This is a genomic window from Isoptericola sp. NPDC019693 (assembly GCF_044389085.1).
GTDB lineage: Bacteria > Actinomycetota > Actinomycetes > Actinomycetales > Cellulomonadaceae > Isoptericola.
On sequence record NZ_JBIRXP010000004.1, the window covers coordinates 434,541 to 450,379 of the forward strand.

The window sequence follows — 15,839 nt, forward strand, 5'->3', positions numbered from 1 at the left end:
GCCCGCACCGCACCCGGAGGAACCCATGGTCAGCCACATCGGACTCGTCGGTCTGGGCAAGATGGGCAACAACATGCGCGAGCGGCTGCGCCGCGGCGGCATCGACGTCACCGGGTACGACCCGCGGCCCGAGGTGTCCGACGTCGCGTCGCTGGCGGACCTCGTGGCCGCCCTGCCCGCGGACCGTCGTGTGGTGTGGGTGATGGTGCCGGCGGGCGACCCGACGCGCGGCGTCGTGCAGGAGCTCGGCACGCTGCTCGGTGAGGGCGACGTCGTCGTCGAGGGCGGGAACTCGCACTACCCGGAGGACCAGGCGCGCGCCGCGGAGCTGGCCGAGCGGGGCATCGGCTACGTCGACGTCGGCGTCTCCGGCGGCGTGTGGGGCCTGGAGAACGGGTACGGCCTGATGTGCGGCGGCGACCGTGCGCACGTCGAGGCTCTGATGCCCGTGTTCGACGCGCTGCGTCCCGAGGGGCCGCGCGAGGAGGGCTTCGTCCACGCCGGCGAGGTGGGCGCGGGGCACTTCGCGAAGATGGTGCACAACGGCATCGAGTACGGGCTCATGCAGAGCTACGCGGAGGGCTACGAGCTTCTCGCCGCGAAGGACATCGTCACGGACGTCCACGGCACGATGAAGGCGTGGATGCGTGGCACCGTCGTGCGGTCGTGGCTGCTGGACCTCATGGTGAAGGCGCTCGAGGAGGACCCGGCCCTGGCCGCCATCGACGACTGGGTCGACGACTCGGGCGAGGGACGCTGGACCGTCGACGAGGCCATCGACAACGCGGTGCCGCTGCCCGTGATCTCCGCGGCGCTGTTCGCCCGTTTCGCGTCCCGGCAGGACGAGTCCCCGGCGATGAAGGCCGTGGCCGCGCTGCGCCAGCAGTTCGGCGGGCACGCGGTCAAGCCCGCGCAGTGAGGCCGGCGGTGTCGGGCCGCCGAGCAGGTTAGATGTACGTCTCCCACCTCTCCCTCCTCGACTTCCGGTCGTACGCCGCGGCGGACGTCGAGCTCGAGCCGGGCCCGAACGCGTTCGTCGGGCGCAACGGTCAGGGCAAGACGAACCTCGTGGAGGCCATCGGGTACGTGGCGACCCTCGGAAGCCACCGGGTCGCGAACGACACCCCGCTCGTGCGCGCTGGGTCGGAGCGGGCCGTGGTCCGGACGAGGATCGTGCGGGGCGACCGCGCGTCCACGGTCGAGCTGGAGATCACCGCCGGCAAGGCGAACCGGGCGCGCGTCAATCGCGGGCAGCTCGGCCGGGCGCGTGACGTGCTCGGCATCCTGCGGACCGTGCTCTTCGCCCCGGAGGACCTGGCGCTCGTCAAGGGCGACCCCGACGGCCGGCGCCGCTTCCTCGACCAGCTGGTGGTGCAGCTCCTCCCCCGGGCCGCGGGCCTGCTGGGCGACTACGAGCGCGTCGTGCGGCAGCGGTCGGCGCTGCTCAAGTCGCTGCGCGGGGTGCGCCGGTCGGGCGCCGGAGCGGTGGACACGAGCACGCTCGAGGTCTGGGACGCCCGGGCCGCGCAGCTCGGCGGCCAGATCCTCGCCATGCGGCTCGCGCTGGTGGAAGCCCTGCGGCCGCAGGTCGCGGCGGCCTACGAGCAGGTCAGCGACGCGGACGGCGACGCCGAGCTCGCCTACCGCGCGAGCGTGCCGGGGATCGCGGACGGCGCGACCCCGGCGGCGGAGGGCCTGGAGAAGGCCATGCTCGGCGCGATGGCGGAGTCCCGCGCCCAGGAGCTGGAGCGTGGGGTGAGCCTCGTCGGGCCGCACCGGGACGACCTGGTGCTCACGCTCGGCGGGCTGCCGGCCAAGGGGTACGCGAGCCACGGCGAGTCGTGGTCGTTCGCGCTGGCGCTCCGGCTCGCGTCGTACCGGCTGCTGGGTGGCGGCGAGGCCGCGGAGCACGTGCCGGACGCGGCGTTCTGGGACCCGGACCTCGACACGGACGCCGACCCGGTGCTGATCCTGGACGACGTGTTCGCCGAGCTGGACGTGCGGCGCCGCGAGCGGCTGGCAGAGCTCGTCGCGCCGGCACGGCAGGTGCTCGTCACGGCGGCGGTGCCGGACGACGTGCCACCGGGGCTGCTCGGTGCCCGGTTCGAGGTCACCCCGGGCCAGGTGCGTCGTGCGGGGTGACGACGCCGACGAAGGCCTGGCCGACCGCGACGACGAGGGGCACGGGTCCTCGCCGCACGCCGAGGACCCGCGACCGGTCAAGGACCGCACCGAGCTCACGCCGCCGTCGGCGGTGGCTCGTGAGGCATTGAACCGGGCCAAGGCGGCCGCCCGGGCGAAAGGGCTGCGGCCGGGGTCGCCGGCACGACGCTCCCCCCTCGCGGAGCCGCGCCTGTCCGGGCAGGGCCCGGGCGCGCGCGACCCGCAGCTGCTGTCAGAGGTGCTGGGGCGCCTCATGCGCGACAAGGGCTGGACGGCGGACGTCTCGGTGGGCGGGGTGATCGGCCGCTGGCGCGAGGTGGTGGGCGACCAGGTGGCCGACCACTGCCAGCCGGAGACCTTCGAGCAGAAGGTGCTCGTGGTGCGCGCCGACTCGACCGCCTGGGCGACCCAGGTGCGCCTGCTGGTGCCGACGCTGCTGCGCCGTCTCGAGGAAGAGGTCGGCGAGGGCGTCGTCGAGCAGGTGACCGTGCTGGGGCCCGCAGGGCCCGGCTTCCGCCGCGGACGACGGTCCGTGCGCGGTCCTGGCCCGCGCGACACCTACGGCTGACCCACAGCCTGTGGACGGCGAGGGGCCCGGCCGCTGGTGCGGCCGGGCCCCTGTCCTGTGCGTGGTGCGTCAGTGCTGGATGCGACGACGCAGCCAGAACAGCAGGCCGCCGCCCACGACCAGCAGCGCCGCGATCCCGGCGATGACGCCGACGGTCGCGCCGGTCTGCGGGAGCTCGTCGACCGCCTCGGCCGCGGCCGGGGGAACGTCCGTGTCGTCCGGGCCGTCCACGACGGCGTCCACCACGTCCGCCCCGCCCATGCCGACCGGGTTGGCGCACTCGGTCGTCGCCTCCGGGTAGCTCACGATCTGCGAGTACTCCGGGTTGACCTCGAACAGCACCTCGACGCCCTCACGGGTCCAGGCGTAGTTGCCGTCGGTCTCGACGTACGAGCCGTCGTCCTGCTGCTCCCAGCCCGGCCACTGCTTCGGCGCGGTGTCGGTGGCCCCCGGCCACAGCAGCTGGCCCTCCAGCGGCTGGTCGGTGGCGACGTAGTTCTCGCCGCCGTCCGGGTGGAGGAACGTGATCGTCAGCGGCGTGTCGTCGTCGACCTCGATGCCTTCGGGCAGGGAGACGCCGTAGCCGAGGTACGGGGTGTCGCCGACGCACACGGCACCGATGTCACCCGGGATCAGCGCGCACTCCTCGGCCGAGGGGACGAGCTGCTCGATCGGGAAGATCACGTCACCCCCCTCGGTGCGGGTGTAGCCGGCGAGGTCGGTGCCGAAGACTCGGTCCTTGCCGGGGATGGCGAGCACACCCTGCTCGGTGCGGAGGTAGGTCACGTCCTCGCTGTCGGCCGGAAGGATGACGTCGCCCGCGTCGGCGCCGCAGATCTCGACCGGGGCCGGTGCCTGCGGCACGACGACCTCGGGCTCCTCGACCGCGGGGACCTCAGGCTCGGAGGGGGTGGCGCAGTCCGCGGCGGACGGCAGCTCGATCCCGAAGTCGCTCAGCTCCTGGTGCTGCCAGTCGACGAGGTGCCCGTCCATGGAGGAGCCGTCGGGGTACGTGATGGTGTCAGGCATCGTGTAGTCGTCGACACCTCCGCGCACCAGGTCCTGCTGGATCCCCCAGCCGGTGCACAGGTCGATGTCGTCGAGCGCGTCGGTCTCGGGCAGCTCGGTGTACCAGTGCTGGTCGTTCTTGAGCTCGTCCTCGGGGACGGTGAGCGGCGTGGTGCCGAGCAGCTGCTGCTTCCCGGAGTTCTCCCACGCAGCAGGCGCGTCCTTGTCGAGCTTCGGGTACAGGTAGATGCCGACCTGAATGTCGGTGCCCTGGGGCTGCTCCGGTGTCGTCGGGGTGCAGGGCTGGGTACGGCCGGACTCGTGGGCGTCGTACTTGTCCCCGTCGCGCGCGTCGACATCGACGGTCCACTCGTGGCCCGTCGAACCGTCGAGGTCGAACGTCCGGTGCCAGGAGTCGTAGAAGTCGTCCTCGGCGACGGTCTTGCCGTCGATCTGGACGACGACGTCCGCGCCGCGGTACTGGGTCAGGTTCACCTCGAGGCTGGAACAGGAGTCCTTGACACGGGGCGTGTGCGCGGAGGCGGGCGCCGCGGTGGCGACGAGCATCCCTCCGACGGCGAGCGTCGCTGCGGCGACGCCTGCCAGGGTCTTCTTCACTGTGGGGTTGTCCCTTCGGTGGTGACCGGTGCACGGGCGCGCGCCAGTCGACGTGCGAAACGGGGAATCGTGCTGTAGTACACCAGTTTTCGGAGTAAATCGGGAGAGCCGTCGATAACGGTCAGAGTACGAAAACCGGACGTTACCGATGAGCGGCACCGATCACCCGCGGATTGTGGACAACCCTGGGGAAAACCCTGTGGACAAGGCTGTGGAGATCTCGTCGTCCACGACCTGTGGACAACGTGTGCGGAACTTCCCTCCAGCGGCGTCAATCCGCCGTTTCCTTGCCTCCGGCAGGTAGACTGGGAGGGTCATTCCGGGTCGTGCTGCGACCTCTCGCACGGCTCGGTCGCGCGCAGCCCGGAACCTGAGAGCCGCGCCGCCTGCACCACGCACGAAGCGCCGGCGCGTGCACGACGACCGAGGAGCAGCTCCGCCTGTGGCAGACCGAACCGACACCCCCCGTCCCGACACAGTCGCCAACGGAGTCAACGGAGCAGCCGGACCGGGGAGCGGGTACGACGCCGGCAACATCACCGTCCTGGAGGGCCTGGAGGCCGTCCGCAAGCGCCCGGGCATGTACATCGGCTCCACGGGCGAGCGAGGCCTCCACCACCTGGTCTACGAGATTGTGGACAACTCTGTGGACGAGGCCCTCGCCGGTCACGCCGACAGCGTCGAGGTGACCCTCCTCGCCGACGGCGGCGTCCGGGTCCGGGACAACGGCCGTGGCATCCCCGTCGCGATGCACCCCACCGAGGGCAAGCCGACGCTCGAGGTCGTCATGACGATCCTGCACGCGGGCGGCAAGTTCGGCGGCGGCGGGTACGCCGTCTCCGGCGGCCTGCACGGCGTGGGCATGTCCGTGGTCAACGCGCTGTCCACCCGCTTCGTCTCCGAGGTGAAGCGGGACGGCTTCCACTGGCGCCAGGAGTACCAGGAGGGTGGCGAGCCCGTCACCGAGGTGCAGAAGCTCGAGCCGCTGGCCGAGGGCGAGGGCACGGGCACCACGCAGACCTTCTGGGCCGACGGGTCGATCTTCGAGACCACGGACTACGACTTCGAGACGCTGCGCTCGCGCTTCCAGCAGTACGCCTTCCTCAACAAGGGCCTCCAGATCACGCTCCGGGACGAGCGCGCCGGCCACGCCGTCGCGGACGACGAGGTGGCCGGGCAGGCCCCGGACGGCGCGGACGCCGACGTGACGGCGGCGGACGGTTCCGCGGACGTCGAGGAGGCCAACCCCGTCCGCACGGTCACGTACCGCTACGACAACGGCCTCACCGACTACGTGGCGCACATCAACGCGGCCAAGAAGTCCGAGCTGATCCACCCCGAGATCATCGACGTGGAGGCGGAGGACACCGAGCGGAAGATCTCCGTGGAGATCGCGATGCAGTGGACCAGCGCGTACAGCGAGTCGGTGCACACCTTCGCGAACACCATCTCCACCACGGAGGGCGGCACGCACGAGGAGGGCTTCCGCGCGGCGCTCACCACGCTGGTCAACAGCTACGCGCGCGAGAAGGCCATCATCAAGGAGAAGGACGAGAACCTCACGGGTGACGACATCCGCGAGGGGCTCACCGCCGTCATCTCCGTCAAGCTCGGCGAGCCCCAGTTCGAGGGCCAGACCAAGACGAAGCTGGGCAACACCGAGGCCAAGACGTTCGTGCAGCGCGTGGTCCGCGAGAAGCTCGTGGACTGGTTCGACGCCCACCCCACCGAGGCGCGCGACGTGATCCGCAAGGCGATCCAGGCGTCGCAGGCGCGGATGGCGGCCCGCAAGGCGCGCGAGGCCACCCGCCGCAAGGGGATCCTCAGCTCGGGCGGGATGCCCGGCAAGCTCAAGGACTGCCAGTCCAACCGGGCCGAGGACTGCGAGGTCTACATCGTCGAGGGCGACTCGGCCGGCGGCTCCGCGGTCCGCGGCCGGAACCCGCACAACCAGGCGATCCTGCCGCTGCGCGGCAAGATCCTCAACGTGGAGCGGGCGCGCCTGGACAAGGCGCTCTCCAACCAGGAGATCCAGTCCCTGATCACGGCCTTCGGCACCGGTATCGGGGAGGACTTCGACATCTCGAAGCTCCGGTACCACAAGATCGTGCTCATGGCCGACGCCGACGTCGACGGCCAGCACATCTGCACCCTGCTGCTCACCCTGCTGTTCCGGTACATGCGCCCGCTCATCGAGCACGGCCACGTGTACCTGGCCCAGCCGCCGCTGTACCGGCTCAAGTGGTCGAACGCGCCGCACGACTACGTGTACTCCGACCGCGAGCGGGACGCCTTCCTCAAGGAGGGTCTCGCCGCGGGCAAGCGGATCCCCAAGGAGAACGGCATCCAGCGCTACAAGGGCCTGGGCGAGATGGACTACACCGAGCTCTGGGACACGACCATGGACCCGGAGCACCGCACGCTGCTGCAGGTCACCATGGACGACGCGGCCGCGGCCGACGAGATCTTCTCGGTGCTCATGGGCGAGGACGTCGAGTCCCGCCGCAGCTTCATCCAGCGCAACGCCAAGGACGTCCGCTTCCTCGACATCTAGCGGCCGACGACGTCGCCGTACAACTCGTACAGGCGATGTTGTACACGGCCATGGACCACGAGGACGGAACCCGCGCCCCGGCGGCGCAGGACAGGAAGAAGGTAGACGGTGACGGACGAGACCCCCGGTCCCGACATGACGGACGGCGCCCCGGACGAGGCGATCGACACGACCGACGGCTCGGTCGCGGTGCAGCACGGCCGCATCGACCAGGTGGACCTGCAGCTGGAGATGCAGCGCAGCTACCTCGACTACGCGATGAGCGTCATCGTCGGGCGCGCGCTCCCCGACGTGCGGGACGGCCTCAAGCCGGTGCACCGCCGCGTGCTGTACGCGATGTACGACGGCGGCTACCGCCCCGACCGCGCGTTCTCCAAGTGCTCGCGCGTCGTGGGCGACGTCATGGGCAAGTTCCACCCGCACGGCGACACCGCGATCTACGACACGCTCGTGCGGCTGGTGCAGGACTGGGTGCTGCGCTACCCGCTCGTCGCCGGCCAGGGCAACTTCGGCTCCCCCGGCAACGACCCGGCCGCCGCCCCGCGGTACACGGAGTGCCGGATGGCCCCGCTGGCCATGGAGATGGTCCGGGACATCGACAAGAACACGGTCGACTTCCAGGACAACTACGACGGCCGCACGCAGGAGCCCGTCGTCCTGCCCGCCCGGTTCCCCAACCTGCTGGTCAACGGCTCCGCCGGCATCGCGGTCGGCATGGCGACCAACATCCCGCCGCACAACCTGCGCGAGGTGGCGGAGGGCGTGCGCTGGCACCTGGCGAACCCCGACGCCTCCCGCGAGGAGCTCCTGGCCGCACTGATGCAGCGCATCAAGGGCCCGGACTTCCCGACCGGCGCTCAGATCCTGGGCACCAAGGGCATCGAGGAGGCGTACCGCACCGGTCGCGGCTCGATCACGATGCGCGCCGTCGTGAACGTCGAGGAGATCCAGAACCGGATCTGCCTGGTCATCACCGAGCTGCCCTACCAGGTCAACCCGGACAACCTCGCCAGCAAGGTCGCCGACCTGGTCAACGACGGCAAGCTCGCCGGCATCGCGGACATCCGGGACGAGACGTCCGGCCGCACGGGCCAGCGCCTCGTCATCGTGCTCAAGCGCGACGCCATCGCCAAGGTCGTGCTGAACAACCTGTACAAGCACACCCCGCTGCAGTTCAGCTTCGGCGCCAACATGGTGGCGCTCGTCGACGACGTGCCGCGCACGCTCAGCCTCGACGCCTTCGTGCGGCACTGGACCACGCACCAGATCGAGGTCGTGCGCCGCCGCACGGAGTACCTGCTGGCCGAGGCCGAGCGTCAGATCCACATCCTGCGCGGCTACCTCAAGGCGCTCGACGCCCTCGACGAGGTCATCGCGCTCATCCGCCGCTCGCCCGACGTGGATCAGGCCCGCACCGGCCTCATGGAGCTGCTCGACGTCGACGAGCAGCAGGCCAACGCGATCCTCGCGCTGCAGCTGCGCCGCCTCGCGGCCCTGGAGCGCCAGAAGATCATCGACGAGCACGACGGCCTGCAGCGGCAGATCGAGGACTACAAGGACATCCTCGCGAAGCCGGAGCGGCAGCGCACCATCGTCCAGGAGGAGCTCGACGACATCGTCGAGCGGTACGGCGACGAGCGCCGCACCACGATCCTGCCGTTCGACGGCGACATGTCGGTCGAGGACCTCATCCCCGAGGAGGAGGTCGTCGTCACGATCACGCGCGGCGGGTACGCCAAGCGCACGCGGTCGGACAACTACCGGGCACAGCGCCGCGGCGGCAAGGGCGTGCGCGGGGCGGCGCTGCGCGAGGACGACATCGTCGAGCACTTCTTCGTCACGACGACGCACCACTGGCTGCTGTTCTTCACGAACCTGGGACGCGTGTACCGCGCCAAGGGCTACGAGCTGCCCGAGGGCGGCCGTGACGCCAAGGGCCAGCACGTGGCGAACATGCTGGCGTTCCAGCCGGGCGAGCACATCGCACAGGTGCTCGACCTGCCGGACTACGAGGCGGCCGACTACCTGGTGCTCGCGACGCGCCGCGGGCTCGTGAAGAAGACGCGCCTCGGCGAGTACAACTCGCCGCGCTCGGGCGGCCTCATCGCGATCAACCTGCGCGAGGACGACGACGGCAAGCCCGACGAGCTCGTCGCGGCACGGCTGGTGAACGCGGACGACCACCTCATCCTCGTGTCCCGCAAGGGCCAGTCGATCCGCTTCCCCGCCGACGACGACACGCTGCGCCCGATGGGGCGTGCGACGTCCGGCGTCACGGGGATGAAGTTCCGCGAGGAGGACGAGCTGCTCAACGCGGACGTCGTCACCCCGGGGACGGACCTGTTCGTCGTGACCGAGGGTGGCTTCGCCAAGCGCACCGCGATCACCGAGTACCGCGTCCAGGGCCGCGCCGGCTACGGCATCAAGGTCGCCAACCTGGTGGAGGCTCGTGGAGACCTCGTGGGGGCCTTGGTGACGGAGGCGGACGACGAGGTGCTGGTCATCATGGAGCGTGGCAAGATCGTGCGCTCGGCGGTCGCGGAGGTGAACCTCACCGGCCGCACCACGCAGGGCGTGACGTTCGCGAAGCCCGACCGCGGGGACCGCATCATCGCCGTCGCCCGCAACGTCGAGCGCCGGGACGTCGACGAGGCAAGCGGCGACGAGTCGGTTAGCGTGGACGAGCAGGCCGCCGACGAGCAGACCACGAGCGGGGACGAGGACTGATGACGGAGAACAGCGCGTCGACCCGGGCGTCGTCGGCGCCTTCCACGCGGGAGGCGGAGATCGACGAGTCGACCCACCGCCGCAGCCCGGCTGCGGGCACGACGGCGGCAGCCACGCCGTCGATGTCGTCGACGGGCGCCGTCCGCGTCGGCGAGGTCCCGGCGCCGCCGGCTCCCCCCGTCGCGTCGCCGCCCGCTCCCCCGGCGGGGGGCGCCACCACCCAGGGCGCCTCGCCCGTCAAGGACGGCGCGGTCAAGGCCGCGGCCGCCGCTCTCGCTGCCGCGCGCAACGCGGCGAAGAAGGTGCAGTCGGTGATGCCGGAGACGACGGGCAAGGGTCAGGACGGCACGGACGGCGCGGGTGCTCCCGCCCCGTCGAAGAAGGCCTCCACGCCGGCCGAGCCGCGCCCGGAGATGCACTACTCCGCGGGCGGCGTGCAGGGGACGGCCGCCCCCGCGGCGGCGCCCGTCGGCGGACCGATGGTCGGGGCTGCGCAGGGTGGCGCCGGCGCGCGCCGGGTCCGGCTGTCCGTGTCGCGGGTCGACCCGTGGTCGATCATGAAGCTCGCGTTCCTGCTGTCCGTCGCGATCGGCTTCATCACCGTCGTCGCGACGATGGTGGTCTGGTACGTGCTCAACGACATGGGCACCTTCGCGAAGATCCAGGGCTTCCTGAGCGAGACGATCGGCCCGCAGGCCGTGAACCTCATGCAGTTCATCGAGTTCGACCGCGTCGTCTCGCTGTCCGTCCTGATCGCCATCGTCAACGTGGTGCTGCTGACCGCGCTCGCCACGATCATGGCCATCCTGTACAACGTCACGGCCGCGCTCGTCGGCGGCGTGCACCTCACGCTGACGGACGAGTGACCCCGTCCCCCGGCCGGGACCGACGTCACACCGCGTGACACCGGTCCCGGTTTGGGAACGGACCCGCGCGTACGGTAATGTTCCGTGCTGCACGCGCTCCCTCGTGGGGCGCGCTCGGGGCTATAGCTCAGACGGTTAGAGCGCTTCCCTGATAAGGAAGAGGTCGGAGGTTCAAGTCCTCCTAGCCCCACTCCAGGCCACCTCAGGCCCGGGCCCGAGACGCACGACCACGGTCGTGACGAGGAGGCAGAAGATGAAGAAGCTGTTCGTCCTCCTGCTCGCGCTGGGCGCGGGATACCTGGTCTGGCGCCGTCTCAACGAGGACTCGGCCGACCGGGACCTGTGGTCCGAGGTCACCGACACCATCGACTGAACGCCCGGCCCGTCTGACGCGGCCGCCAGGGGCCATGGCGCAATTGGTAGCGCACCTGCTTTGCAAGCAGGGGGTTAGGGGTTCGAGTCCCCTTGGCTCCACCAGCGACGACCCCGTACGCCCCGCGTGCGGGGTCTCGTCATGTCCAGGGTGCCGTGCGCACGGTGCGCCCCGGGCCGGACCCCGGACGCGCCACAGGGCCGCGCCCTCGTGGACGCGGCCCTGTGGCGAGCGGTGCGGTGCCGTCCCGGACGGCGCGGCGGTCAGGCCTTGTCGCCCTCCCCCGCGTCCTTGGTGGCGTCCTCGGCAGCGTCTGCCGCGTCGCCGGTGGTGTCCTCCGCCTTGCGGGTGGTGGACCGCGTGCGGTTCGTCGCCTTCTTGGCGGCGTCGCTGGCCTTGTCCTTGGCCTTGTCCACGGCGTCGGTGACCTCCTCGCCGAGCTCGGCCGCCCGCTCGGAGGCGCGCTCGGCGGCCTCGCGGCCCTTCGCGACGGCGTGCCCGGCGGCCTCGCCGACCGCCTCCGCCGCGTCGGCGACGGCGTGCCGCGCGTCGCGGGCCGCGCCGTCGTAGTCGGGGCCGGACTGCTGCTCCCAGGGCTCGGCCCACGGGTCGTTCTGCGGCTGGGCGCGACGCCAGAAGGCGAAGCCCGCCACGGCCGCCCCGGCGAGCGCGAGGAACCAGAACAGGCCCTTGCCCTTGCCGGACCTCCCGGCCTCCTTGGCGGCCTTCTCCGCCGCCTTCTCGGCGGCGGCCTGGGCCTTCGCGGCCTCCTTGGCCGCCTGCTTCGCGGCCTTCTTGCCCGCGCGGCCGGCCTTCGCCGCGGCGTCGCGCGCTGCGTCCGCCGCCACGACGCCGGCCGCACCCGCAGCCGCACCGGCGCGCGCCGCCGCGTCGTTGAACGCCTGCACGACGCGTGGCAGGTAGTCGTCCACGATCTTGTCGTGCGCCGTGTCCACGAGCGGGCCGGCCTTGTCCGCCGCCTTCTCGACCCGCGGCGCCGCCGCGAGCACGCTCTCGCGCCACGCCTTCTCGGCGCGGGGCACGAGCCACTCGAGGAACGAGTCGACGCGCGGCTCCGCCCAGTCCTTGGCCTGGTTCGCGGCCTCCTTCGCCCCGCCCGCAGCCCGGGTCCCGGCGCCGACCAGAGCGGCGGCCGCCTCGGTCGCGGAGTCCTTGAGCTTCTCGGTGTCGATGTCGTTGATCGTCGAGCTCACCTTCTCGGAGACCTTCGAGGAGAGCTTCTCGGCCTGGTCCTTGGCAGCGTCCTTGACGCCGTCGCCCACGTTCTTTCGCACCATGGACCCACTGTGCCACCAGGTGCCCTGGCCTGCAGCGGTACGCGCGGGCCGCGCCGTGCGGGTCCTGGAGACGGATGGTGAGAGCGAGGGTGAGAGGATGAGGGCATGTTCGCAACCCTCCACACCACCGCCGGTGACATCCGCATCGAGCTGCTGCCGAACCACGCGCCCAAGACCGTCGCGAACTTCGTCGGGCTGGCCAAGGGCACCACGACGTGGACGGACCCGGCCACGGGCGCCGAGCGCAACGACCCCCTGTACGACGGTGTCATCTTCCACCGCGTCATCGACAGCTTCATGATCCAGGGCGGGGACCCGCTGGGCACCGGCACCGGCGGCCCCGGCTACACCTTCGACGACGAGATCCACCCGGAGCTCCAGTTCGACGACAAGTACATCCTCGCGATGGCGAACGCCGGCAAGCGCCGCAACCCGGTCACGGGCGCCGTCGAGGGCACCAACGGCTCGCAGTTCTTCATCACCACCGCCGCCACGCCGTGGCTGAACGGCAAGCACAGCATCTTCGGGAAGGTGGCCGACGACGAGTCGCGCGCCGTCGTCGACGCGATCGGCACCACGGCGACCCGCCCCGGCGACCGTCCCGTCCAGGACATCGTCATCAACAGCGTCACCATCGAGGACTGACCAGACCGATACCGGTCGCCAGGTCACGGTCGGGGTCGGAAACCTCGTCGCAGTCCCGTTCACGCGCCCCAGGGGGCGCTCCACTTCGGGAAAGATAGGACTGCGACGAGGTTTCCGACCCCGACCTTTCCATCGCCTCACGGAGGGCCGACTCATCTCGACACCGCCTGCCGAACCGCAGTACGGGCAGCCCGCCGCGCCACCGGTGTGCCCGCGGCACCCGGACCGTGTCTCCTACGTGCGCTGCCAGCGCTGCGGCCGCCCGACGTGCCCGGAGTGCCAGCGGCCCGCCGCGGTGGGGATCCAGTGCGTCGACTGCGTCAAGGAGGCGTCGCGTGCGATGCCGAGCGCGCGGACGATCTTCGGCGGCACGGTCCGTGGCGGGCGCCCGGTCGTCACGCTTACGATCGTCGCCCTGTGCGTGGTGAGCTGGGTCCTGCAGCTCGTGACGGGCGGTGACTGGACGCAGCGGTGGGCCTTCGCCGCCTCCGTCGGGCTCGCCGAGCCGTGGCGGTTCCTCACCGCCGCGTTCCTGCACTCCACCAGCCCGCTGCACATCCTGTTCAACATGTACGCGCTGTGGCTCACGGGCCCGTTCCTGGAGCAGGCGTTCGGGCGCGGCCGGTTCATCGCGCTCTACGTGCTGTCCGCGATCGCGGGCTCCGTGGGCTACCTGCTGCTCGCCGACCCGCACGGGTACTCCTGGTACACCGCCGTCGTCGGCGCCTCCGGGGCCGTCTTCGGGCTGTTCGGCGCGATCATCCCGGTGCTGCGACGTACCGGGCGCAGCGCCACGCAGATCCTCGTGCTCATCGCCATCAACATGGCGATCCCGTTCTTCGTCGGCGGGATCGCCTGGCAGGCGCACCTCGGCGGCCTGGTGATCGGTCTGGCGATGGGCGCAGGGTTCGCCTTCGCGCCCCGCGAGCGGCAGGCGCTCGTGGGGTGGTTGCTCCCGGCGGGGGTGGCCGTCGTCCTCCTCGCCGCGACGCTGTGGAAGTACACCTCGGTGGGGATGCTCTGAGCGTCGCCCACAGGGTTGTCCACAGGTGTGGAACGAACTACACGGGTGAAATCCCGCCTCGGGTCAGCGCCAGCGCGTGGTGAGCCCGAAGCCCGCGATGATCAGCACGAAGCCGACGGCGAGGTTCCAGGCGCCGAGCGCCGGGACGGGCAGGCCGAGTCCCTGGGCCGTGAGGTAGTACAGGACGATCCACGCGAGGCCCAGCAGCATGAGCGTGAGCATCGTCGGCACCAACCAGCGCGGGTTGCCCTGCGGCTTCGCCTTCGCCGGGGCGCCGGCCTGCTCGACGGGGGCGCTCTTCTTCTTGCGGGGCTTCGACTCGGGCACGGGGAGGTCTCCTGTCCGGACGGTGGGGCGGCGGCCGCGGGCCGGATGCCCGCCACCGTCGGCGATTCTGTCGACTAGCGTAGTGGCCAGCAGGCTCGAGAAGGACAGCGAGGGGTGCCGATGAACCGCCGAGTGCGCCAGAGCGCGACCGTCGCGTGCGTCCTCGCCGCGTCCGGGCTCCTGTTCACCGCCAGCGCGCAGCTCGCGGACACCAAGGACGGCCGCGACCCGCAGGACCTCGCCGAGCTGGTCACCACGGAGTCCGACCGCGTCGCCGTCCTCACCGACCGGATGAACGAGCTCGAGGCGGAGATCGACGACCTCGGCAAGCAGGTCGGCACCGACCTGCCCACGCGCAGCGCCGAGCTCGTCGCGGACGAGTCCGTCGTCACCGGCGCCGCGCCCGTGTCGGGGCCGGGCCTCCGCGTGGCGCTCGACGACGCGCCCGCGTCCAGCCAGTCCATCTCGGGGGCGCGTCCGGACGACCTGGTCGTGCACCAGCAGGACGTACAGCACGTGATCAACGCGCTGTGGGCGGGCGGCGCCGAGGCGATGACGCTGCAGGGCGAGCGCGTCACCGCGACGTCGGCGTTCCGCTGCTCCGGCAACATCCTGCTGCTGCACGGCAAGGTGTTCTCCCCGCCGTACGTGATCGAGGCGGTGGGCGACCCCGAGGAGCTCCGGGCGTCCCTGGATGCTGACCCGGGGGTCGCGATCTACCAGCAGTACGTCGACTGGGTCGCCCTCGGGTGGTCGGTGAAGGACGCGGGCACGCTCGAGCTGCCCGCCTACACCGGCAGCTCCGAGATGAAGTACGCGACGGTCCCCGCCGGCACGGACGTGTTCTCGTGAGCCGCGCGATCGCCGCGTGCACCGCGCTGCCGGGCCGGCGATGGCGTGGCCGCCGTCCCGCCCCGCAGCCCGCCTGACCACCTCCCCGAAGCGAGACAGCCATGACCACCCCCGCCACCACGACCACCGGCCCGCGCATCCTCGTCGTCGACAACTACGACTCGTTCGTCTACACGATCGTCGGCTACCTCGACCAGCTCGGGGCGCGCACCGTCGTCGTGCGCAACGACGCCGTGCCCGAGCCCGACGCCGACGGCGTCTTCCGCGACGCGGACGGGGAGCCCTTCGACGGGGTGCTCGTCTCCCCCGGCCCGGGGACCCCGAAGGAGGCCGGCGCGTCCGAGGACGTCATCCGGGCGTGCGCCCGGTCCCGCACGCCGATGCTCGGCGTCTGCCTGGGGCACCAGGCCCTGGCGGAGGTCTACGGCGCCACGGTGGCGCACGCCCCGGAGCTCATGCACGGCAAGACCAGCCTCGTGGAGCACGGCGGCGATGGCGTGCTCGACGGCCTCGCGTCCCCGTTCACGGCCACGCGCTACCACTCGCTCGCGGTGCTGCCGGAGAGCGTGCCCGCGGAGCTCGAGGTGACCGGCGCCACGGCGAGCGGCGTCGTCATGGGGCTGCAGCACCGCGAGCTGCCGCTGCACGGCGTCCAGTTCCACCCGGAGTCGGTGCTCACCGAGGGCGGGCACCGGCTCCTGGCCAACTGGCTGGCCGTGTGCGGCGACGACGGCGCGGTGGAGCGGTCGCGAGGCATGGCGCCGCTGGTGCACCAGGGCTGAGGCGGCCCACGCAGGGGTCGAGCCCGTCGGAACT

General features: G+C 71.6%; 15 protein-coding genes and 2 tRNA genes. 13 read left to right on the forward strand and 4 right to left on the reverse strand.

The window, feature by feature from the left end:
• The first annotated feature begins 25 nt into the window (after positions 1-25).
• The 3 genes from gnd to ACH436_RS14485 all read left to right on the forward strand — a co-directional run bounded on the left by gnd (position 26) and on the right by ACH436_RS14485 (position 2,731).
• The gene (gene gnd / locus ACH436_RS14475; RefSeq protein ID WP_430560889.1) at positions 26-919 is read left to right on the forward strand and encodes a phosphogluconate dehydrogenase (NAD(+)-dependent, decarboxylating); all 894 of its coding nucleotides are present in this window, start codon (positions 26-28) and stop codon (positions 917-919) included.
• 32 nt (positions 920-951) lie between these two features.
• A complete protein-coding gene (recF, locus tag ACH436_RS14480; protein WP_430560890.1) occupies positions 952-2,142 on the forward strand; it encodes a DNA replication/repair protein RecF in 1,191 nt (396 codons plus the stop codon).
• Between the two features lie 112 nt (positions 2,143-2,254).
• Complete coding sequence (locus ACH436_RS14485) at positions 2,255-2,731, forward strand: DUF721 domain-containing protein (protein ID WP_430561030.1); 477 nt, start codon at positions 2,255-2,257, stop codon at positions 2,729-2,731.
• A gap of 69 nt (positions 2,732-2,800) precedes the next feature.
• On the opposite strand, the gene ACH436_RS14490 is transcribed toward ACH436_RS14485, so the two are convergent.
• The gene (locus ACH436_RS14490) at positions 2,801-4,357 is read right to left on the reverse strand and encodes an LPXTG cell wall anchor domain-containing protein (RefSeq protein ID WP_430560891.1); all 1,557 of its coding nucleotides are present in this window, start codon (positions 4,355-4,357) and stop codon (positions 2,801-2,803) included.
• Between the two features lie 442 nt (positions 4,358-4,799).
• Between ACH436_RS14490 and gyrB the strand changes: the two genes are divergently transcribed.
• The 6 genes from gyrB to ACH436_RS14520 all read left to right on the forward strand — a co-directional run bounded on the left by gyrB (position 4,800) and on the right by ACH436_RS14520 (position 10,981).
• Positions 4,800-6,911 (forward strand): DNA topoisomerase (ATP-hydrolyzing) subunit B, encoded by a 2,112-nt coding sequence (gene gyrB, locus ACH436_RS14495; protein ID WP_430560892.1) that lies wholly within the window; start codon positions 4,800-4,802, stop codon positions 6,909-6,911.
• A gap of 108 nt (positions 6,912-7,019) precedes the next feature.
• The gene (gyrA, locus tag ACH436_RS14500) at positions 7,020-9,638 is read left to right on the forward strand and encodes a DNA gyrase subunit A (protein ID WP_430560893.1); all 2,619 of its coding nucleotides are present in this window, start codon (positions 7,020-7,022) and stop codon (positions 9,636-9,638) included.
• Complete coding sequence (locus tag ACH436_RS14505) at positions 9,638-10,504, forward strand: DUF3566 domain-containing protein (protein WP_430560894.1); 867 nt, start codon at positions 9,638-9,640, stop codon at positions 10,502-10,504. The genes gyrA and ACH436_RS14505 overlap by 1 nt, the downstream gene beginning before the upstream one ends.
• A 116-nt stretch (positions 10,505-10,620) precedes the next feature.
• Positions 10,621-10,694 (forward strand) — tRNA-Ile (locus tag ACH436_RS14510).
• Positions 10,695-10,757: 63 nt separating this feature from the next.
• Positions 10,758-10,877: a DLW-39 family protein gene (locus ACH436_RS14515; protein ID WP_217700772.1), complete on the forward strand. Its 120-nt coding sequence runs from the start codon at positions 10,758-10,760 to the stop codon at positions 10,875-10,877.
• A 28-nt stretch (positions 10,878-10,905) separates the two neighbouring features.
• Positions 10,906-10,981, forward strand: a tRNA-Ala gene (locus ACH436_RS14520).
• A 159-nt stretch (positions 10,982-11,140) separates the two neighbouring features.
• Here the strand turns inward: ACH436_RS14520 and ACH436_RS14525 are convergent.
• Positions 11,141-12,175 carry a hypothetical protein gene (locus ACH436_RS14525; RefSeq protein WP_430560895.1) on the reverse strand — a complete coding sequence of 345 codons (1,035 nt, stop codon included), beginning with the start codon at positions 12,173-12,175 and terminating at the stop codon, positions 11,141-11,143.
• A gap of 105 nt (positions 12,176-12,280) precedes the next feature.
• Between ACH436_RS14525 and ACH436_RS14530 the strand changes: the two genes are divergently transcribed.
• Entirely contained in the window at positions 12,281-12,820 is a 540-nt protein-coding gene (locus ACH436_RS14530; protein ID WP_430560896.1) for a peptidylprolyl isomerase, read from the forward strand.
• Positions 12,821-13,054: 234 nt separating this feature from the next.
• On the opposite strand, the gene ACH436_RS14535 is transcribed toward ACH436_RS14530, so the two are convergent.
• A complete protein-coding gene (locus tag ACH436_RS14535; RefSeq protein ID WP_430560897.1) occupies positions 13,055-13,219 on the reverse strand; it encodes a hypothetical protein in 165 nt (54 codons plus the stop codon).
• A 22-nt stretch (positions 13,220-13,241) separates the two neighbouring features.
• On the opposite strand from ACH436_RS14535, the gene ACH436_RS14540 reads away from it, so the two are divergent.
• Positions 13,242-13,844 carry a rhomboid family intramembrane serine protease gene (locus ACH436_RS14540; RefSeq protein WP_430560898.1) on the forward strand — a complete coding sequence of 201 codons (603 nt, stop codon included), beginning with the start codon at positions 13,242-13,244 and terminating at the stop codon, positions 13,842-13,844.
• A 63-nt stretch (positions 13,845-13,907) separates the two neighbouring features.
• On the opposite strand, the gene ACH436_RS14545 is transcribed toward ACH436_RS14540, so the two are convergent.
• Positions 13,908-14,171: a cell division protein CrgA gene (locus tag ACH436_RS14545; RefSeq protein WP_430560899.1), complete on the reverse strand. Its 264-nt coding sequence runs from the start codon at positions 14,169-14,171 to the stop codon at positions 13,908-13,910.
• Between the two features lie 120 nt (positions 14,172-14,291).
• Here ACH436_RS14545 and ACH436_RS14550 point away from each other — a divergent pair, with 120 nt between their 5' ends.
• Both ACH436_RS14550 and ACH436_RS14555 read left to right on the forward strand, forming a co-directional pair.
• The gene (locus tag ACH436_RS14550; RefSeq protein WP_430560900.1) at positions 14,292-15,023 is read left to right on the forward strand and encodes a DUF881 domain-containing protein; all 732 of its coding nucleotides are present in this window, start codon (positions 14,292-14,294) and stop codon (positions 15,021-15,023) included.
• Between the two features lie 101 nt (positions 15,024-15,124).
• The gene (locus ACH436_RS14555) at positions 15,125-15,805 is read left to right on the forward strand and encodes an aminodeoxychorismate/anthranilate synthase component II (protein WP_430560901.1); all 681 of its coding nucleotides are present in this window, start codon (positions 15,125-15,127) and stop codon (positions 15,803-15,805) included.
• The last annotated feature ends 34 nt before the right edge of the window (positions 15,806-15,839 follow it).

What these genes read in the sequence shown, in the direction of transcription:
- ACH436_RS14550 (WP_430560900.1), top strand. Translation starts at nt 14,292, where the DNA reads ATGAACCGCCGAGTGCGCCAGAGCGCGACCGTCGCGTGCGTCCTCGCC.
- ACH436_RS14505 (WP_430560894.1), top strand. Translation starts at nt 9,638, where the DNA reads ATGACGGAGAACAGCGCGTCGACCCGGGCGTCGTCGGCGCCTTCCACG.
- ACH436_RS14530 (WP_430560896.1), top strand. Translation starts at nt 12,281, where the DNA reads ATGTTCGCAACCCTCCACACCACCGCCGGTGACATCCGCATCGAGCTG.
- ACH436_RS14515 (WP_217700772.1), top strand. Translation starts at nt 10,758, where the DNA reads ATGAAGAAGCTGTTCGTCCTCCTGCTCGCGCTGGGCGCGGGATACCTG.
- ACH436_RS14525 (WP_430560895.1), bottom strand. Translation starts at nt 12,175, where the DNA reads ATGGTGCGAAAGAACGTGGGCGACGGCGTCAAGGACGCTGCCAAGGAC.
- recF (WP_430560890.1), top strand. Translation starts at nt 952, where the DNA reads ATGTACGTCTCCCACCTCTCCCTCCTCGACTTCCGGTCGTACGCCGCG.
- gnd (WP_430560889.1), top strand. Translation starts at nt 26, where the DNA reads ATGGTCAGCCACATCGGACTCGTCGGTCTGGGCAAGATGGGCAACAAC.
- ACH436_RS14555 (WP_430560901.1), top strand. Translation starts at nt 15,125, where the DNA reads ATGACCACCCCCGCCACCACGACCACCGGCCCGCGCATCCTCGTCGTC.